The organism is Ruminiclostridium cellobioparum DSM 1351 = ATCC 15832 (genome assembly GCF_000621505.1).
GTDB lineage: Bacteria > Bacillota > Clostridia > Acetivibrionales > DSM-1351 > Ruminiclostridium > Ruminiclostridium cellobioparum.
Genome location: NZ_KK211293.1, coordinates 1 through 15,839 on the forward strand (window position 1 = coordinate 1; position 15,839 = coordinate 15,839).

At 39.5% G+C, this 15,839-nt stretch carries 18 protein-coding genes; 14 read left to right on the forward strand and 4 right to left on the reverse strand.

The window, feature by feature from the left end; genetic code table 11:
* The first annotated feature begins 97 nt into the window (after positions 1 to 97).
* The 6 genes from rnhA (at position 98) to T344_RS0123660 (ending at position 5,956) form a co-directional block, all read left to right on the forward strand.
* Positions 98 to 544, forward strand: a complete 447-nt coding sequence (gene rnhA / locus T344_RS0123635) for a ribonuclease HI (RefSeq protein ID WP_027630749.1) — start codon at positions 98 to 100, stop codon at positions 542 to 544.
* A 71-nt stretch (positions 545 to 615) separates the two neighbouring features.
* Positions 616 to 1,167, forward strand: a complete 552-nt coding sequence (locus T344_RS0123640) for an NUDIX domain-containing protein (RefSeq protein ID WP_027630750.1) — start codon at positions 616 to 618, stop codon at positions 1,165 to 1,167.
* An 85-nt stretch (positions 1,168 to 1,252) separates the two neighbouring features.
* Complete coding sequence (spoIIM, locus tag T344_RS0123645) at positions 1,253 to 1,885, forward strand: stage II sporulation protein M (RefSeq protein ID WP_004624008.1); 633 nt, start codon at positions 1,253 to 1,255, stop codon at positions 1,883 to 1,885.
* A 173-nt stretch (positions 1,886 to 2,058) separates the two neighbouring features.
* Complete coding sequence (xerD, locus tag T344_RS0123650; RefSeq protein WP_004624103.1) at positions 2,059 to 2,943, forward strand: site-specific tyrosine recombinase XerD; 885 nt, start codon at positions 2,059 to 2,061, stop codon at positions 2,941 to 2,943.
* A 277-nt stretch (positions 2,944 to 3,220) separates the two neighbouring features.
* Entirely contained in the window at positions 3,221 to 4,549 is a 1,329-nt protein-coding gene (locus T344_RS0123655) for a pyrimidine-nucleoside phosphorylase (protein WP_027630751.1), read from the forward strand.
* 195 nt (positions 4,550 to 4,744) lie between these two features.
* The gene (locus tag T344_RS0123660; protein ID WP_242842141.1) at positions 4,745 to 5,956 is read left to right on the forward strand and encodes a D-alanyl-D-alanine carboxypeptidase family protein; all 1,212 of its coding nucleotides are present in this window, start codon (positions 4,745 to 4,747) and stop codon (positions 5,954 to 5,956) included.
* Between the two features lie 13 nt (positions 5,957 to 5,969).
* On the opposite strand, the gene T344_RS0123665 is transcribed toward T344_RS0123660, so the two are convergent.
* The gene (locus T344_RS0123665; RefSeq protein WP_027630753.1) at positions 5,970 to 6,602 is read right to left on the reverse strand and encodes a site-2 protease family protein; all 633 of its coding nucleotides are present in this window, start codon (positions 6,600 to 6,602) and stop codon (positions 5,970 to 5,972) included.
* Positions 6,603 to 6,802: 200 nt separating this feature from the next.
* On the opposite strand from T344_RS0123665, the gene T344_RS0123670 reads away from it, so the two are divergent.
* From T344_RS0123670 to T344_RS0123690, 5 genes are all read left to right on the forward strand, one after another.
* Entirely contained in the window at positions 6,803 to 7,612 is an 810-nt protein-coding gene (locus tag T344_RS0123670; protein WP_027630754.1) for a segregation and condensation protein A, read from the forward strand.
* The gene (scpB, locus tag T344_RS0123675; protein ID WP_027630755.1) at positions 7,613 to 8,173 is read left to right on the forward strand and encodes an SMC-Scp complex subunit ScpB; all 561 of its coding nucleotides are present in this window, start codon (positions 7,613 to 7,615) and stop codon (positions 8,171 to 8,173) included.
* Between the two features lie 70 nt (positions 8,174 to 8,243).
* The gene (locus T344_RS0123680) at positions 8,244 to 8,861 is read left to right on the forward strand and encodes a DUF2953 domain-containing protein (RefSeq protein WP_027630756.1); all 618 of its coding nucleotides are present in this window, start codon (positions 8,244 to 8,246) and stop codon (positions 8,859 to 8,861) included.
* Complete coding sequence (ytfJ, locus tag T344_RS0123685) at positions 8,809 to 9,267, forward strand: GerW family sporulation protein (protein WP_027630757.1); 459 nt, start codon at positions 8,809 to 8,811, stop codon at positions 9,265 to 9,267. Before T344_RS0123680 ends, ytfJ begins: the two co-directional genes overlap by 53 nt.
* A gap of 99 nt (positions 9,268 to 9,366) precedes the next feature.
* Positions 9,367 to 10,080, forward strand: a complete 714-nt coding sequence (locus T344_RS0123690; protein ID WP_027630758.1) for a pseudouridine synthase — start codon at positions 9,367 to 9,369, stop codon at positions 10,078 to 10,080.
* On the opposite strand, the gene T344_RS29210 is transcribed toward T344_RS0123690, so the two are convergent.
* Positions 10,077 to 10,484, reverse strand: a complete 408-nt coding sequence (locus T344_RS29210; protein ID WP_051572216.1) for a DUF5362 family protein — start codon at positions 10,482 to 10,484, stop codon at positions 10,077 to 10,079. The two genes, T344_RS0123690 and T344_RS29210, sit on opposite strands and share 4 nt — an antisense overlap.
* Positions 10,485 to 10,605: 121 nt before the next feature.
* On the opposite strand from T344_RS29210, the gene mnmM reads away from it, so the two are divergent.
* Positions 10,606 to 11,172, forward strand: coding sequence for a tRNA 5-(aminomethyl)-2-thiouridylate-methyltransferase MnmM (gene mnmM, locus T344_RS0123700; protein WP_027630759.1), 567 nt, complete (start codon positions 10,606 to 10,608; stop codon positions 11,170 to 11,172).
* Between the two features lie 407 nt (positions 11,173 to 11,579).
* Here mnmM and T344_RS30090 read toward each other — a convergent pair whose 3' ends face one another.
* Positions 11,580 to 12,764: an anti-sigma factor domain-containing protein gene (locus tag T344_RS30090; protein WP_051572218.1), complete on the reverse strand. Its 1,185-nt coding sequence runs from the start codon at positions 12,762 to 12,764 to the stop codon at positions 11,580 to 11,582.
* A gap of 1 nt (position 12,765) precedes the next feature.
* Positions 12,766 to 13,527 (reverse strand): RNA polymerase sigma-I factor, encoded by a 762-nt coding sequence (gene sigI / locus T344_RS0123715; RefSeq protein WP_242842136.1) that lies wholly within the window; start codon positions 13,525 to 13,527, stop codon positions 12,766 to 12,768.
* A gap of 308 nt (positions 13,528 to 13,835) precedes the next feature.
* On the opposite strand from sigI, the gene T344_RS0123720 reads away from it, so the two are divergent.
* Both T344_RS0123720 and T344_RS0123725 read left to right on the forward strand, forming a co-directional pair.
* Positions 13,836 to 15,386 carry an acyl-CoA carboxylase subunit beta gene (locus tag T344_RS0123720; protein ID WP_027630761.1) on the forward strand — a complete coding sequence of 517 codons (1,551 nt, stop codon included), beginning with the start codon at positions 13,836 to 13,838 and terminating at the stop codon, positions 15,384 to 15,386.
* A gap of 78 nt (positions 15,387 to 15,464) precedes the next feature.
* Positions 15,465 to 15,839: a biotin/lipoyl-containing protein gene (locus T344_RS0123725; protein ID WP_027630762.1), complete on the forward strand. Its 375-nt coding sequence runs from the start codon at positions 15,465 to 15,467 to the stop codon at positions 15,837 to 15,839.

The following is a 15,839-nucleotide window of genomic DNA, read 5'->3' on the forward strand; positions in this document are numbered from 1 at the left end:
ACATGGCCAATTAACCTCCTTTATTCGCCACATTGCGATAAAGGATATAGGTTTTCATTACAGTTTTGTGGCCGCTATGCGGCTCATGGAGGTTAATATGAAGCAGGTCGAAATATACACAGATGGAGCATGCTCAGGTAATCCGGGCGCAGGTGGCTGGGGTGCGGTGCTGATATATGGAGAACATAAAATAGAGATGTCAGGTTATGAAGAATCGACAACAAATAACAAGATGGAGCTTACAGCCGCTCTTGAGGCGCTGAAAAGGCTGAAGGAACCTTGCAGTGTTAATTTATACAGTGACAGCGCTTATCTGATAAATGCCTTTACACAGGGCTGGATTGACAAATGGATTAAAACAGGCTGGAAGCGGAATAAAAATGAAGAAGTAAAAAATATTGAGCTCTGGAAAGAACTTGTACGTTTATCCGATTATCACAAAATAAATTGGATAAAGGTAAAAGGGCATGCAGATAATGAAATGAACAACCGGTGTGACAAGCTTGCCACCGATGAAATCAAGAAAGCGGCGGTAAGGCAGTAAATATCGGCCAACAGGGCGCAAAATAAAATAATGGTTACTAGCTGATATATCAAAAGATGGAGGTTTAAAACATGGAATACTTTGAAAAGACAATTAAAACAGAGGATATTTATAAAGGAAATATTATTAAGGTTCAAAATCTTACAGTAACTCTGTCAAATGGGAAGGAAGCTACCAGGGATATAGTTTTGCATCCAGGTGCATCAGTTGTTGTACCCATTAATGAAAATGGGGAACTCTACATGGTAAAGCAGTTCAGAAAGCCGCTTGACCTGACAACGCTTGAGCTGCCTGCCGGAAAGCTGGATTCTGTGGGAGAAGATCCAAAGGTGTGTGCCGAAAGGGAACTGATGGAGGAAACAGGGTTAAGAGCTGAGAAGGTGGAGCATTTAATCAGCATCCACACTACACCCGGTTTTTGTAATGAGGTCATCCATATGTACACAGCCACAGGGTTAACACAAGGTGAGTCCTGTACAGATGAGGATGAGTTTTTGGATGTTGAGAAAATTCATGTTTCCGAACTGGTCAACATGATACTTGAACACAGGATAACCGATGCTAAAACCATCATTGGCGTACTGCTGGCTGAAAGAAAATTGAGAGAAGAAAAACGGTTATAGTAATATCTTATGTTTATCCGGCATATATTTTAATGTAAAAGACTTTTTACATCAAAAAAGATAAAAGATGCCGGAGGAACACACGATGTTAAAGAATACGGGCAATGTTATCAAGGACTATATCAAGAACAATAAAATAATGTATTTGAGCTTGTTTCTGTTTTATATAATTGGTATTGTTCTGGGAGCGGCCTCGGTAAATGATCTGGATTTTCAGCAAAAGGATGAAATGGTCACATTTTTTAACGGATTTTTAAAACTTTTGGACAATGACAATTTCAGTCAGATAAACTTATTTAAGACATCATTGCTGGATAATTTAAAGCTGGTTGGTTTATTTTGGCTGCTTGGGCTGACGGTCATCGGAGTACCGATGTATTACGTTGTAATTGGCATGAGAGGGTTCAGCACCGGTTTCAGCTCGGGTATCATAATGGGGGTTTTGGGGACAAAAGGTGTTCTGATATCTTCCATCTGCTTTGTTCCAAAAGAAATAATATTGGTTCCATGCCTGCTTGCACTTGGCGTTAATGGTATGAAACTGTCAGGTAATTTTTTTAAAACCTGGCTCAAAAAAAACGGACCTCAGGATACGGGAGTTAAGCAAAAGATAATGCCATATAGTTTTGTAGCCGCATTTTTTTCATTTTTTATTTTAATTGCTACACTTGTAGAGGCATTTTTATCTTCAGGAGCGTTAAAACTGATTAAAATTTAATACTAAAATTGGAAATATCCACAATTATATGGAATAATTATGTTAAATATAGATAAAAAATACAAAATGTTCTTTAAATATAGAAATATTTGTTATAGAATATAGGTTAAAGATTAAGTCGATTTAAAAAGTGGTAAACACGTGCTTAACTAAAAATAAAGGAGTCGTTTTTAATGGAAGTTCAGGTTGAAAATTTTATCAATTTTCTTGAAAGAGATAAGAGATTGTCTCTAAACACCCTTCAGTCCTACAGAAGGGATATTGAGCAGTACACTACATATCTGAGGGAGATAAATGCTGCAAATATTTCTGCAACAAATAAAACGACAGTAATAGCATATCTTCTGCATCTTCAAAAGAAAGGAAGGGCAACCTCAACTATTTCAAGAAATCTGGCTTCAATACGGTCTTTTTATCAATTTTTGCATAAGAACAAAATAATAGATATTGATCCAACTTCTGAGCTTGAATCTCCGAAGGTCGAAAAGAAGCTGCCCCAGATACTGTCTACCCAGGAAGTGGAATTATTGCTTGATCAGCCCAAATGCCTTGATTTAAAAGGTATCAGGGATAAGGCCATGCTGGAATTGCTTTATGCAACAGGCATAAGAGTTTCTGAACTCATTTCACTTAACCTGATAGATATAAATCTGGACCTTGGATTTATAAAATGCAATAAAGGAACGAGGGAAAGAAGTATACCCATAGGTTCCATTTCGGTAGCAGCAGTTAATGAGTATCTCCTGAAATCCAGGAATTTCCTCATTCAGGATGCAAATGAAGAAGCCCTGTTTGTAAATGTAAATGGTAAGAGATTAACAAGGCAGGGTTTCTGGAAGATAATCAAGCATTACAAAAATCAGGCAAACATAAATAAAGACATCACTCCGCATACTTTAAGACACTCCTTTGCCGCACACCTTTTGGAGAATGGAGCTGATCTCAGGTCCATTCAGGAGATGCTGGGTCACTCGGATATATCCTCAACACAGATTTATGCCCAGATAGCAAAAAACAAAATCAAGGAGATTTACAAAAAGACTCATCCCAGAGCATGAATTTAAACTTAACCGGAGAGCCGCCGCAATAGTTATTGAAAAATAACCCGCGCGGCTTTTTTTAGTGTATGGGAATTTTAACTTTTAATAATGGTCCGATGAAAAATCCTTATATAAATAAATATAACAATTGACAGAGGTATAAAGTGGAAGTATCATATAAGTCATCATACCGGCTTGCCTTTTTAATAATTGCTTCACTTGTTGGAAATATTATAATTTAACCATGGGAGAAATGTACTTCTTACTTTTTCCGGGGATTCGGAGGGATTTAATTATGAGAATGTATGACATAATTGAGAAAAAACGGGATGGCTTTGAACTGTCACAGGAAGAAATAAAATTTTTTATTTCCGAATACTGCAATAACAAAATTCCGGATTATCAGGCAGCGGCATTTTTAATGGCAATTTTTTTAAAAGGTATGAATGAACGGGAGACTGCCCAGCTGACAGACGCTATGGCCCATTCGGGAGATATGATAGACCTGTCGGAAATCCCGGGGATAAAGGTGGATAAGCACAGTACAGGAGGGGTCGGAGACAAGACAACCCTGATTCTGGGCCCCATTGTTGCTGCCTGCGGCATACCTGTTGCAAAAATGTCAGGGAGGGGACTTGGCCATACAGGCGGTACAATCGACAAGCTGGAAGCAATCCCCGGATTCAATACCGGCATTTCCAGGGAGACTTTTATTCAAAATGTAAAGGATATAGGTATTGCAATTGCAGGTCAGACAGGAAACTTAGCTCCTGCCGATAAAAAAATTTACGCCCTGCGGGATGTGACCGCAACAGTAAACAACATATCTTTGATTGCCAGCAGCATTATGAGCAAGAAGCTGGCATCGGGTGCCGACAGGATTGTATTGGATGTCAAGACGGGCAGCGGTGCGTTTATGAAAACTCTTGAGGACTCTGTGAAGCTGGCTCAGGCCATGGTGAAAATTGGTGAGAACACAGGACGGCATACAGTTGCTGTTGTTACTGAAATGGATATACCGCTCGGAAAAGCAGTCGGCAATTCCCTGGAGATAATTGAGGCGGTGGAAACACTTAAGAACAGAGGCCCGCAGGATCTGGCGGAAGTATCCTTTGAACTGGCGGCACGAATGCTGGAGCTGAGCGGAAAAGGCAGCTTTGAACACTGCCGGAAGCTGATCCGCGAAGCAGTGGAAAGCGGAAGGGCAATAAAGAAGTTTGAAGAATTGATAGCCAGACAGGGTGGAAGAAAAGAAGTCATAGACGACTACAGCCTGTTTCCGCAGGTCAAGCATGTATTTGAGTATAAGGCTGATACAGCCGGCTATATCAGTACCATGAAAACAGACACAGTCGGTGTAGCATCTCTGGAGCTTGGAGCGGGCAGGGAAACCAAGGAAAGTACAATCGATTATGCGGCCGGTATATATTTTAATAAGAAGACGGGCGACAGAGTTGAAAAGGGAGAGGTTATAGCTACCCTTTATACAAACAGGGAGGAAAAAATTCCCCAGGCCTGCAGTTTATTGAAGCAGGCCATAGGCCTGAGTGATGTCCAGCCTGAGAAAAAGCCGCTTATACTGGCCTATATAGACAGCACCGGTGTAGAATACAATACTTTTTAACATATATTACAATTGCCCCATTTTATTGGGGCTTATTCTACTTTACATAAATTTCAAATATATTTATTTCAGTCTGCCTGGTAAAAAAATTTTGACCAATAACAGAATATACACTAACCGTCCTGCATAACAATTAACTAGGACAGATATACCATTGTGGAATAGTTAATAATTGGAGGGACCCTAGTGAGAAGAATGTCGTTAGTGGGATACATATTAATAATAGCTCTTATGCTGATGCCGGCTGCAGTATTTGCTGATGCGGACGAAGCCGCTGTTGAAGCATCCGCAAAGTATGATGATGTTGCGGTAAACAAACTTATTACAAAAACGAATGTATTGGACCTGAAGGCCAAATCCTCTGTTTTGATGGATGCAGCCTCAGGTAAAATCCTGAATGAAAAAAACAGCCATGAAAAGCTCCCTATTGCCAGTGTGACAAAAGTTATGTCAATGCTTCTGGTCATGGAGGCGGTGGACTCGGGAAAGCTTTCATTTGATGACAGGGTCAGTGTTTCCGATTATGCTGCCGGTATGGGAGGTTCACAGGCATACCTTGAGGCCGGAGAAGAATTTACGGTTACAGAAATGATGAAGGCTCTTGCTATTCACTCCTCCAATGATGTTACAGTTGCTCTTGCAGAAAAGGTCAGCGGAAGTGAAGAAACCTTCGTTGCAGATATGAACAGGAAAGCTGCCGAGCTGGGAATGAAAGACACACAGTTCCTTGACTGCACCGGTCTTAATGATGAAGGCTACAGTTCTGCACATGATGTTGCTCTTATGTCCCGGGAACTGGTAATGAAGCATCCGACGGTTCTGAAATTTACCGGAACCTGGCAGGATACCTTCAGGAACGGAACCTTTAAGCTCGATAATACAAATAAACTTATAAGATTTTATGCCAATACCGACGGCTTGAAAACGGGTTTTACAAACAAGGCAGGCTTCAATCTGGCGGCAACAACCAACCGCAACAACTTAAGGCTCATATCGGTAGTACTGGGAGAGCCTGATTCCAATACAAGATTTGCAGAGGCCAGAAAGCTTCTTGATTACGGTTTCGCAAATTATGAAAGGATAGGACTGGATAAAAAAGGTGAACTGGTGGGAAATATAACAGTCAAAAAGGGTACAAAGCTTCAGACAACTGCCGCTTACGGAAGCGATACAAGCGTATTGGTAGCCAAGGGTGAAAAGGGTAAGATTGAAAAGGAAGTTAAGCTGGTTCCTGAATTGACAGCACCAATAACAAAGGATCAAAAAGTTGGTGAAATCATTTATAAAATTGATGGCATCGAAGTAGGAAGATATGACCTGGTAGCCTATGAAAGTGTGAACAAAATAACATTTTCCAAACTTTTCACAAGATTGATGGTCAGGTGGTTCAGTATAGGGAGAGCTTAATAGCTCTCCTTTTTTAATATAGAATTAAATTTATTAAGAAGTTATTAACAACATTAACAACCGGGGATATGATTTTTCCCAGCATACCGCTTACTGCAAGCAGAATAAAAATAAACATTCCGTACTGCTCCAGAAGGTTGAAAAAACGGTATCTCCAGGTATTGAACAGATTGGAGATGACATGATACCCGTCAAACATAGGGAATGGAATCATGTTCAGAACAAAAAGAACAACGTTTATACCTGCAGTTATCACGAACAGGGATGCCACATTTTTGCCAATGTTGTTATTCAGAATATTCGAAAGCAAAAGTATTTTTGTCAAACCATAGAAAACAACTGCAATTAGCAGGTTCATCAACGGACCGGCAATTGAGACAAGTATATCATCTCTTCTGGGTTTTTTATAAAATCTCGGATTTGTCATAACGGGTTTTGCCCAGCCAAAACCTGCAATAAGCATAACAATAAAACCGATAATATCAATATGTGATCTGGGATCCAGAGTAATTCTTCCCTGGGATCTCGGCGTTGGATCACCCAGTGCATCGGACATTTTTGCATGAGCAAATTCATGCAGGACAAAGCCCAATAACAGTCCGGGAATGGATAACAGCATATATATAGGATCTAAATTTCTTAACATAGATAACCTCCATAGTTTATAAAAGCCTGCCAACACAATATCAGTGTCTTGATACTATATTTTACGTGATGTTGGCAAAAAAGTCTACCGGCTGAATATTATTGTAATTATTGCCTCTTTTATGATAAGATTAATTGGTTGGGAAAATACAAGTATTTATTATTTGCCGGCCATGTGCCGGTAACGCATATGGAGAGGAAATGGAAAGCGCTCTTACAAAAGCATGTACTTTAAAATTGGACAACTTCGAAGGCCCTTTTGATTTGTTATTTCATCTATTTGAAAAAAATCAGGTAGATATTTATGATATACCTATAAATACTATTACCGATCAATATCTGGATTATTTGTATACCATGCAGCAGCTTGACCTGGAGGTGGCAAGTGAGTTTCTTGTCATGGCGTCGACACTTCTGCATATCAAGTCAAAAATGCTTTTGCCGGATAAAAAGGAACAGAAGGAAGAAGAGCATGACCCCAGGGAAGAACTTGTCAGACGCCTTATCGAATACAAGCGTTACAAGGAATTTACCAGGGATCTGAAAGAACTGGAGAAGAAGTGGGAAACAGTTGTATTCAGGCTTCCTGAAACACTTGATCTGCCGGTAAGGGAAGAGATACTTGAAATAGATCCCCAGATACTCCGGCAGCAGTATCTGGCCATACTTGACAGGAATAAGAAAAAGATAAATGCAGGCGCCAGGAACATAACCAAGCTTATAGAACATGAGAAGGTATCTCTTAGAAGTAAAATGAGGGAGGTTATTAAACAGCTTCTGAACAAGGTATCCTTTAAGTTTTCGGAGTTGTTTTCGCTGAAGACAAAATCGAAGACAGAAGTTGTAACGGGTTTTATGGCAGTACTGGAGCTGGCAAAGATGAGAAAGGTAAATATCGTCCAAACACAGCAGTTTTCAGATATACACATTGTCGGTAATTCTGATGTCAGCAGTGAAGAAGGCAATTATGAATTATATAATGAAATTGATGAAAATGTGAGGGAGTTTTAAATGGATATAAGTACAATTGAAAGCATTATAGAGAGTCTGATTTTCTCTTATGGAGATGCTTTGTCCCTTGACAAGATATGTGAAATACTGGAACTGGACAAGAAAACTGTAAGAAGCTTGATGAAGAACTTCATGGACAGCTATAACAGGGCAAATAAGGGCATTATCATACGTGAGATAAATGATAAATATCAAATGTGTTCAAATCCGCAATATTTCGATTACGTATCAAAGCTCTATCAGATAAGGCAGAAACAGGCATTATCGCAGGCAGCCTACGAAGTTCTGTCAATAATAGCTTATAATCAGCCTATAACAAAAGCAAAGATTGAACAGATAAGAGGAGTAAATTCCGACAGTGCCGTAACAAGGCTGCTTGAGAGAAATTTGGTAAAGGAAGCAGGAAAACTTGAAGCACCCGGAAGACCCAGGTTGTATGAAACCACCGATGAGTTTTTGAAATGCTTCGGCTTCAAATCCATAAGGGATTTGCCAATGCTTGATATACAGGATTTAAGTGAATTAAACCTGGAGGAACTTATTGAGGAAGATATTAAATAGTTAATAAAATACGGTAAAATGATTTAAATAAAAAATATATGTCAAAAATAACCAGGAGGTGATATATCTCTTGGTTATTTTTTTAGTTTTGGGAATTATATTATTACTTATATTAATAATATGGCAGTGCAAATTAACGGTAGGTTTTATTTTCAAAATGGACAACCTGACGTGTTATGTCTATGTTATCATTTACCTGTTTGGAAAAATTCCGACTAAAAAAATTACAATTTATCCGGCCAATAAAAACAAAAAGAAAAGGGATAAGCCGAAAAAAATTCGGAAAAGAACAGATATCAATCAGCTTCGAAAGGGCGCCTGGCTTTTGTTGAAGCTCTTTTACAGAAGTGTCATCCTCAAAAAATTCAGGCTAAAGGTAAGGGAAGGTACGGGTGATGCCTGTCAAACTGCACTTTTATACGGGTTGTTATGGAATTTGACAGCTTTAATACCCGGCCGGCTGTTTAATAATTTTTCCGTTGAGGATAAGGAGATCAAAATTGAAGCCGACTTTAAGGAAAAAGTCTGGAAGGTAGATTTTGATTGCATATTTAGCCTAAAAATTGTAAATATTATATCCATAGTGAGAGAAATAATTAAAATTTATTTAAAAAATAGAAAAGGTGGTGACGCTGGTGTCAGATCATCCAATAGAAGGTCTAATGACTACAGCCATGCAAAGTATTAAGGAAATGGTGGATGTGAACACCATTGTAGGAGATGCAGTCCAGGCTCCTGACGGTACTGTAATAATACCCATATCCAAAGTAAGCTTCGGCTTTGCAGCAGGAGGAGGAGATTATTCCACAGACAGCGGTTTTTCGGGAGAAGAGGGTGGGAAAAAGCTTCCGTTTGCAGGCGGCAGCGGTGCAGGAGTCTCAATCAATCCTGTTGCCTTTATGGTTTGCGGACAAAACCACATTAAGCTGCTTCCCGTTAATGTGAACTCATCTGTTGAAAAGATTCTGGATATGGTTCCGGATTTGGTCGAAAGAGCAAATGAACTTCTGAAAGAAAAAATGTCCAGGAAGGCTGAGTGCGGTAAGAAAAAAGAACACCAAGGCCAGGGACAGGATGTAAAAAAAGAAGAGTAACTTTAAAAGCGGGAGTTTTTCCCGCTTTTTTGCTTGACGTTATTATGCCTGAATAATAAAATAATTCATATGGGAAAAATCCAGATTTTGAGGAATATCATGACACAGATGAGATTGCAGAAATTTTTAGCTTATGCCGGGGTTGCTTCAAGGAGAGCTTCGGAGGAACTGATCAGACAGGGGAGAATAGCTGTTAACGGTAAGACGGTTACAGACATGGGTGTAAGTGTCGGTGAAAATGATACCGTGGCTTTGGATGGCAGGCTTGTCACAAATAAGGAAACCGACGACAAAATTTATATTATTTTAAACAAGCCTGTGGGTTATGTATCAACTGTAAAGGACCAATTCGGAAGACCTGCGGTTACAGATCTGGTAAAAGACATACAAAGCCGCCTTTATCCGGTGGGGAGGCTGGATTATGATACCTCCGGACTTATCATACTCACAAACGACGGAGAATTTACATACAGGCTTACTCATCCGAAGCATGAAATTAATAAGGTTTATGAGGCTATGATTTCAGGAGTGCCAAACAGAGCCGAGGCGGAACGGTTTGAAGCAGGCCTGGAAATCGAGGACTATGTCACTTCACCGGCCAGGCTTGAAATACTTGAGGTAAAGGGAGAAAATGCAGTTGTAAGGGTTACCGTACATGAGGGCAAAAACAGACAGATCCGTAAAATGTGCAAAGCTATAGGCCATCAGGTCTTAACCCTTAAAAGGGTTTCAATCGGGCCCATAGCTCTGAAGGATCTGCCCGAAGGCAAGTGGAGAAAGCTCACTCCTGAAGAGGTAAAAAGTCTTTATTAATAACCGAAGGAATAAACGCTCAATAATATAAATATCAGCAAAAAAGCAATATACATTACCATAATTACAATGTATATAATAGCTAAAATACCATTTATTTTGAAAAACTTATTTAAGTGAGTGAAAAAATCATTAAGTGTGAACTGATTATTGAAATTCTTATATTCCTTCAGACTTTTTGAGGCATTTACCAGGCCTATGCCTGCCAGAATCATGGGTACCCCTATTGCTGCCGTGATAATTCCAATACAGGTCAGTGCACCTACAACTATTGTAAAAATACCGAAAAACTTCATCCAGACTGAGAGACTGTCCAAATTAACAGGCTGCAGCATGAAACTGTTCTGATGATTATAGTTGTTTGGGTTATAGTTATGGTTGTTTATATCTGTCTGATTATCCATTCTATCTCTCCTTATAAGAAAATAATTAAGTGCTTTGATTATATCATAACTGGCCTGTAAGCCGCAATAAATTGACAATTGTTTTAGATGTTACAGACTACTAGCTGGAGGACATACATACATGTGCGTAATAAAAAACTCATTGACTCAATCACACCAGATTGTAGAAAGTATTGTTGAAAAGGGGGACCTTGTAGTCGATGCAACTGCCGGAAACGGAAACGATACCGTCTTTCTGGCCGGATTGGTAGGTGAACGGGGGAGAGTATTTTCCTTTGACATTCAGGAAAATGCTTTGAACTCCACAGAAAAAAAGCTTATAGACAGGCAGCTGAGAGATAGAGTCCAGCTTATTAACGACGGTCATCAAAATATGAAAAATTATATAAGCGAGCCTGTAAAGGCTGTCATGTTCAATCTGGGATATCTTCCCGGAGGAGACCACTCTATCGGAACAAAAGGGAATACCACAATAGAAGCAATTAAGAACTCCATGGAGCTGATAACCGTTCACGGTATAGTAAGTATAGTAGTCTATTACGGAGGAGACAGCGGTTTTGATGAAAAAAACCAGGTAATGGAGTTTATCAGGACAATTGACTGCAAACAGTTTACTGTAATGAGGACGGACTTCGTAAATCAGATAAACTGTCCTCCCATATTGATATGCATCGAAAAGAACAAATAGGAGAAAAAAGGTCCCAACACTTTTTGACAATTGAAACAGAACAGTCACATCACGCAATAAAAGTGGCATAGCCACTTTTATTGCACACGGAGAATTTATCTAAAGGAATACGCAGAGTTAGAGCATATTCCGGCCGTAATCCATAAATATAATTTGATTATCGACAGGCTCAATTCAGTTTTGCAGTAATTGCCATTGTAAGTTGAAGTACCATTATTATAGACAATATAAACACAAAGATTTTTTTATTGCTGATTTTCATAAAAATCCCCTTTCATGGTTGCCTTTGGTTAAATTATATTAAATAATCTACTTTCAGATGCAAAAATGCAGGAATTTTAAGGTAAGTGTAATTAACTTGTAAATTTCGTAATATAACCGTAAAAATATGTAACAGTTCTGTAAAATTATTTATAATTTTTACTGCTTGTTTTATTTGAATTATCCTTTTGAACAGTGTTGAGCTTTTTGGCGCTGCCTGATTTAACAACTTTGCCGTTTCCTTGCCTGGCAGGCTTACCAGAGTGTTTAGCTCCAGGCTTGACGGATTTCCGGGAATGGCCCTGACTGCCGTGCCGGTCAGGCTTTGTCCTGCTGATTGCATCCTTATCCCTTGTTTTATCCTTGTTTTTACTGGTTTTATCTTTAACATTATCCTTATCTTTGCTGTTCTCAGGTCCGGTTTCATGTTTATATGATTTGTATGTCTTATTTTCCCCGTTCAGGTTATGAGCTTTACCGACTTTGGTATATTCCATGCTGGTTTCGCCGTATTCCTTATTATTATTATTTGAATTGTTTACATTTTCAGTATTATCCTTTTTCTCTGTGTTTTTAGGTACTGCTTTATCAAGCATTTTAGAAATATGCTCGGTTTTTGCTTTTTCGATAGTTATATCCTTATCGGTTTTAGTTATTTCCTTATATAATTCATATCTGCCCATGGAGATGTTATTCTCAGCTGCTTCTTTTCTCACCTGGGGAGCGACCTTCAGCACTTTTGGATGCAGATCCTCAGTGCCTACTTTAATTGAAAGGCTTTCTATATCGGATAATATGACCGACAAGGTCTTTTCCTTATCGGCGGCGGAAGAATTCTTTGCCGACTCCAGGGCAGCGGAAATCAATACCTCATTTATTTTACCAGGACTTATATAGCCCGAGGTTGTTGAGGAGTCAAGCACTTTGGCTATTGCCGCCTTAACAGGCATATCCTTAAGTTCAAGCTCTTTGAGTAAAGGCACGGCCTCAGAATTTAAAGCTTTGACACTTAATACCCTGGAAGCATCATCCACGGCAAATTCCATACTTGGGTTTATATCAAGGTCTATGTAGGCAAAGGCATTACCGGGGTTAAAAACCAGCAGGTACAAAACGGAGAGGAGGGCCAGAACCAGGATACCTGCGGCAAAAGTTATGTTATTGCGTATGTAACCTCCCGTTCTCATTGAAGACTTTGCTTCAGAGAACGTCAGCTGCTGACCCAAATACATGTCGGGAGTTCTTTTTATTGTTATGAAGTCGCATTTATCAGTCATTACAATGACTTTTTTATTATTCAGCTCCAGAATGGAGCCCTTGAATTCCGCCATATCACTTACCTCCTCTCTCAACGTTCTCAATATAGCCTTGCAGGGTTTCAAGCCTGCTGCAAAGAATAATATAAACCGAAATTATAAATTTTCTGTTCCGTTCTACGGTTTTATGATTTACATCCAGTAATTTCATAAGCTCCACCATTGGAATTGTTTTTTTTCTTTCAAGTTTATCCGAAAGCTCCCTGCTCTGAGCAAGTATTCTTGCTATCTTAATGGCCAGCCGTTTGGAATCCATGTGCTTGGGAGCAAGCCTGACAAGCTCCTTAAGTTCGATGTTAAAGGATGCAAGCCGTTTGGCGAATGCTGCAAGTTCTTCTTTTGTTTCAATATTATTAAACTGGGAGGAAGCATCAACGGTAAAAAACTTGTTTTCGTAAAACACGTTTTCTTCTTCGTCATATCTCTCAAAATATGAAAGTGGAAAGGTTTTGCCATACTTTGAATTTTTTCTTTGATAATCTATAAGACGCCTCTTAATGACTGTTTCGGCAAAACTTAAGAAGCCGGCATTTTTGCTCTCGTCAAAGCAATCTATTGCCTCGTTGAAAGCAAGAAGTCCGACGCTGTATTCTTCACTATTCTCCAGATCTACATACTTGCCGAGGTTCTTGGAAACTACCTTTATAATGAAAGGGTTGTAATCATTAATAAACTTGTTCCTTAATTCCTGATCACCATTTTTGATAGTTTTAATAATTTCTCCAAGGGGTTCGGGTTTTTGTCGTGATTTATTAAATATATGTAAAATAGTCAACAACACTTCACTCCTTGTAATAATATTCGTAGCCCTGCAGCAATTTTAAGTGGGTAAAAAAAGATTGCGTTAAAGAAAAATCTGCATCTGGTATACATAAAGTATAGACCGTTTATTTATAATAATAAAGTCATTTCAAATTGGTAAAAAGCGGGTAATAAGAAGCAATTCTATTGACACACTTTTTTTGGTAATATATAATTATTACTAGGTAATAATAACTAATAATATTTTAAGGTAATAAATCGACCGTCCGGTTGATGAAATAATTTCGTTTTATTCTTATGATGGACATCATAAAGGAGGTTTATATGTCACAGAAAGAAAAGATTGAAAGCTTGAAAAGTATGAAAACATCTATCGCTTTGGGTGGTGGACAGGATAAGATCGAAAAAAGACATACCGAAGGTAAATACTCTGCAAGAGAGAGAATTGACATGTTGTTCGATGAAGGCAGCTTTGTTGAAATAGATGCTTTTATTGAATCAAGGTGCTTTGATTTCGGAATGCAAAAGAAAAAACTTGCCGGCGACGGAGTTGTTACAGGCTACGGTACTGTAAATGGAAGAAAGGTATTTGCCGCATCCCAGGATTTTACCGTAATCGGGGGTTCACTGGGTGAAATGCATGCAAGGAAAATAACAAAAGTAATGGATATGGCTGTAAAAATGGGAGCTCCATTCATCGCAATAAACGATTCGGGCGGAGCCAGGATTGAGGAAGGTCTGGATGCTCTTTCAGGTTATGGTGATATTTTCTATAGAAATACTCTTGCATCAGGTGTAATCCCGCAAATATCGGTTATAATGGGACCCTGTGCCGGCGGTGCCGTATATTCGCCCGCAATTACCGACTTCATATTCATGGTTGAAAACACAAGCCAGATGTTCATCACAGGCCCGCAGGTAATCAAATCCGTTACAGGAGAAGACGTATCTGTGGAAAAGCTGGGCGGCGCCGATGTTCACACTGCTGTAAGCGGTGTGGCTCACTTCAAGTCTGCAAATGAGGAAGAATGCATTGAAGATATCAAGAGGCTGCTGAGCTTTATTCCCGACAATAATGTTTCAGACACTCTGTACTACGGTACTGCCGACAGCGCCGGCAGAATAATTGAAAGTCTGAATGAAATAATTCCGGAAGAATCCAACAAGCCCTATGATATGTACGGAATTATTGAAGAAATAGTTGATGACGGCGATTTCATGGAAATTCACGGTGCTTTTGCACAGAATATAATAATAGGTTTCGGAAGATTGAACGGAAAATCCGTCGGCATTATTGCAAACCAGCCAAAGATCATGGCAGGTTCGCTGGACATGAATGCAGCCGATAAGGCGGCCAGATTTGTGCGCTTCTGTGATGCCTTCAATATTCCGCTGGTAACTTTAACCGACGTACCGGCCTTCCTGCCTGGTGTGGCTCAGGAGCACAACGGTATCATAAGGCATGGTGCAAAGCTGCTTTATGCTTTCTCGGAGGCAACTGTTCCAAAGGTAAATGTAATATTGAGAAAAGCATACGGCGGTGCATATATAGCAATGAACAGCAAAACAATCGGCGCCGACATGGTATTTGCATGGCCTTCGGCAGAAATAGCCGTTATGGGACCTGACGGTGCTGCAAATATCATATTCAAAAAGGATATAACCGCATCTGAAAACCCTGCCGAAACAAGGAAGGAAAAAATTGCCGAGTACAGGGATAAATTCTCAAATCCATATGTTGCTGCTGCAAGAGGCTATATTGATGATGTTATAGAACCGTCTGAAACCAGAGCAAAGATTGTAATGGCTCTGGAAATGTTGAATACAAAGAGGGAAAACAGGCCTGCAAAGAAGCACGGGAATATTCCTCTTTAAAATAAGCTTTTAACTGCAACGACAGTTTGACAATAAATATGTGTAAATTATGAAATCTGTATGGAGGGATTTACTACTATGAGTAAATATATAATCAAGGTAAACGGAAACCCATATGAAGTGGAAGTACAGGAGATAGGCGGTCCAAGCGCTCCCATGGCTCCGGCAGCCGTAAAGCCCAGGGCCAAGGGAACAGCAGGACGTCAAGCTGTAAAGACAGCACAACCTGCCGTGGCAAGCGCGGGAGATGTGGCTGCTCCAATGCCCGGAACTGTGCTTAAAGTAAAAGTTGCTGCCGGAGATACTGTTAAAAAGGGCCAGGTATTATTGATACTGGAAGCTATGAAAATGGAAAATGAAATAGTTTCCCCTGCCGACGGCAAGGTTGCTGCGCTGAATGTTGAAGCAGGCAAGTCTGTCACTGCCGGTGAAATAATGGTAACTATAGCTTGA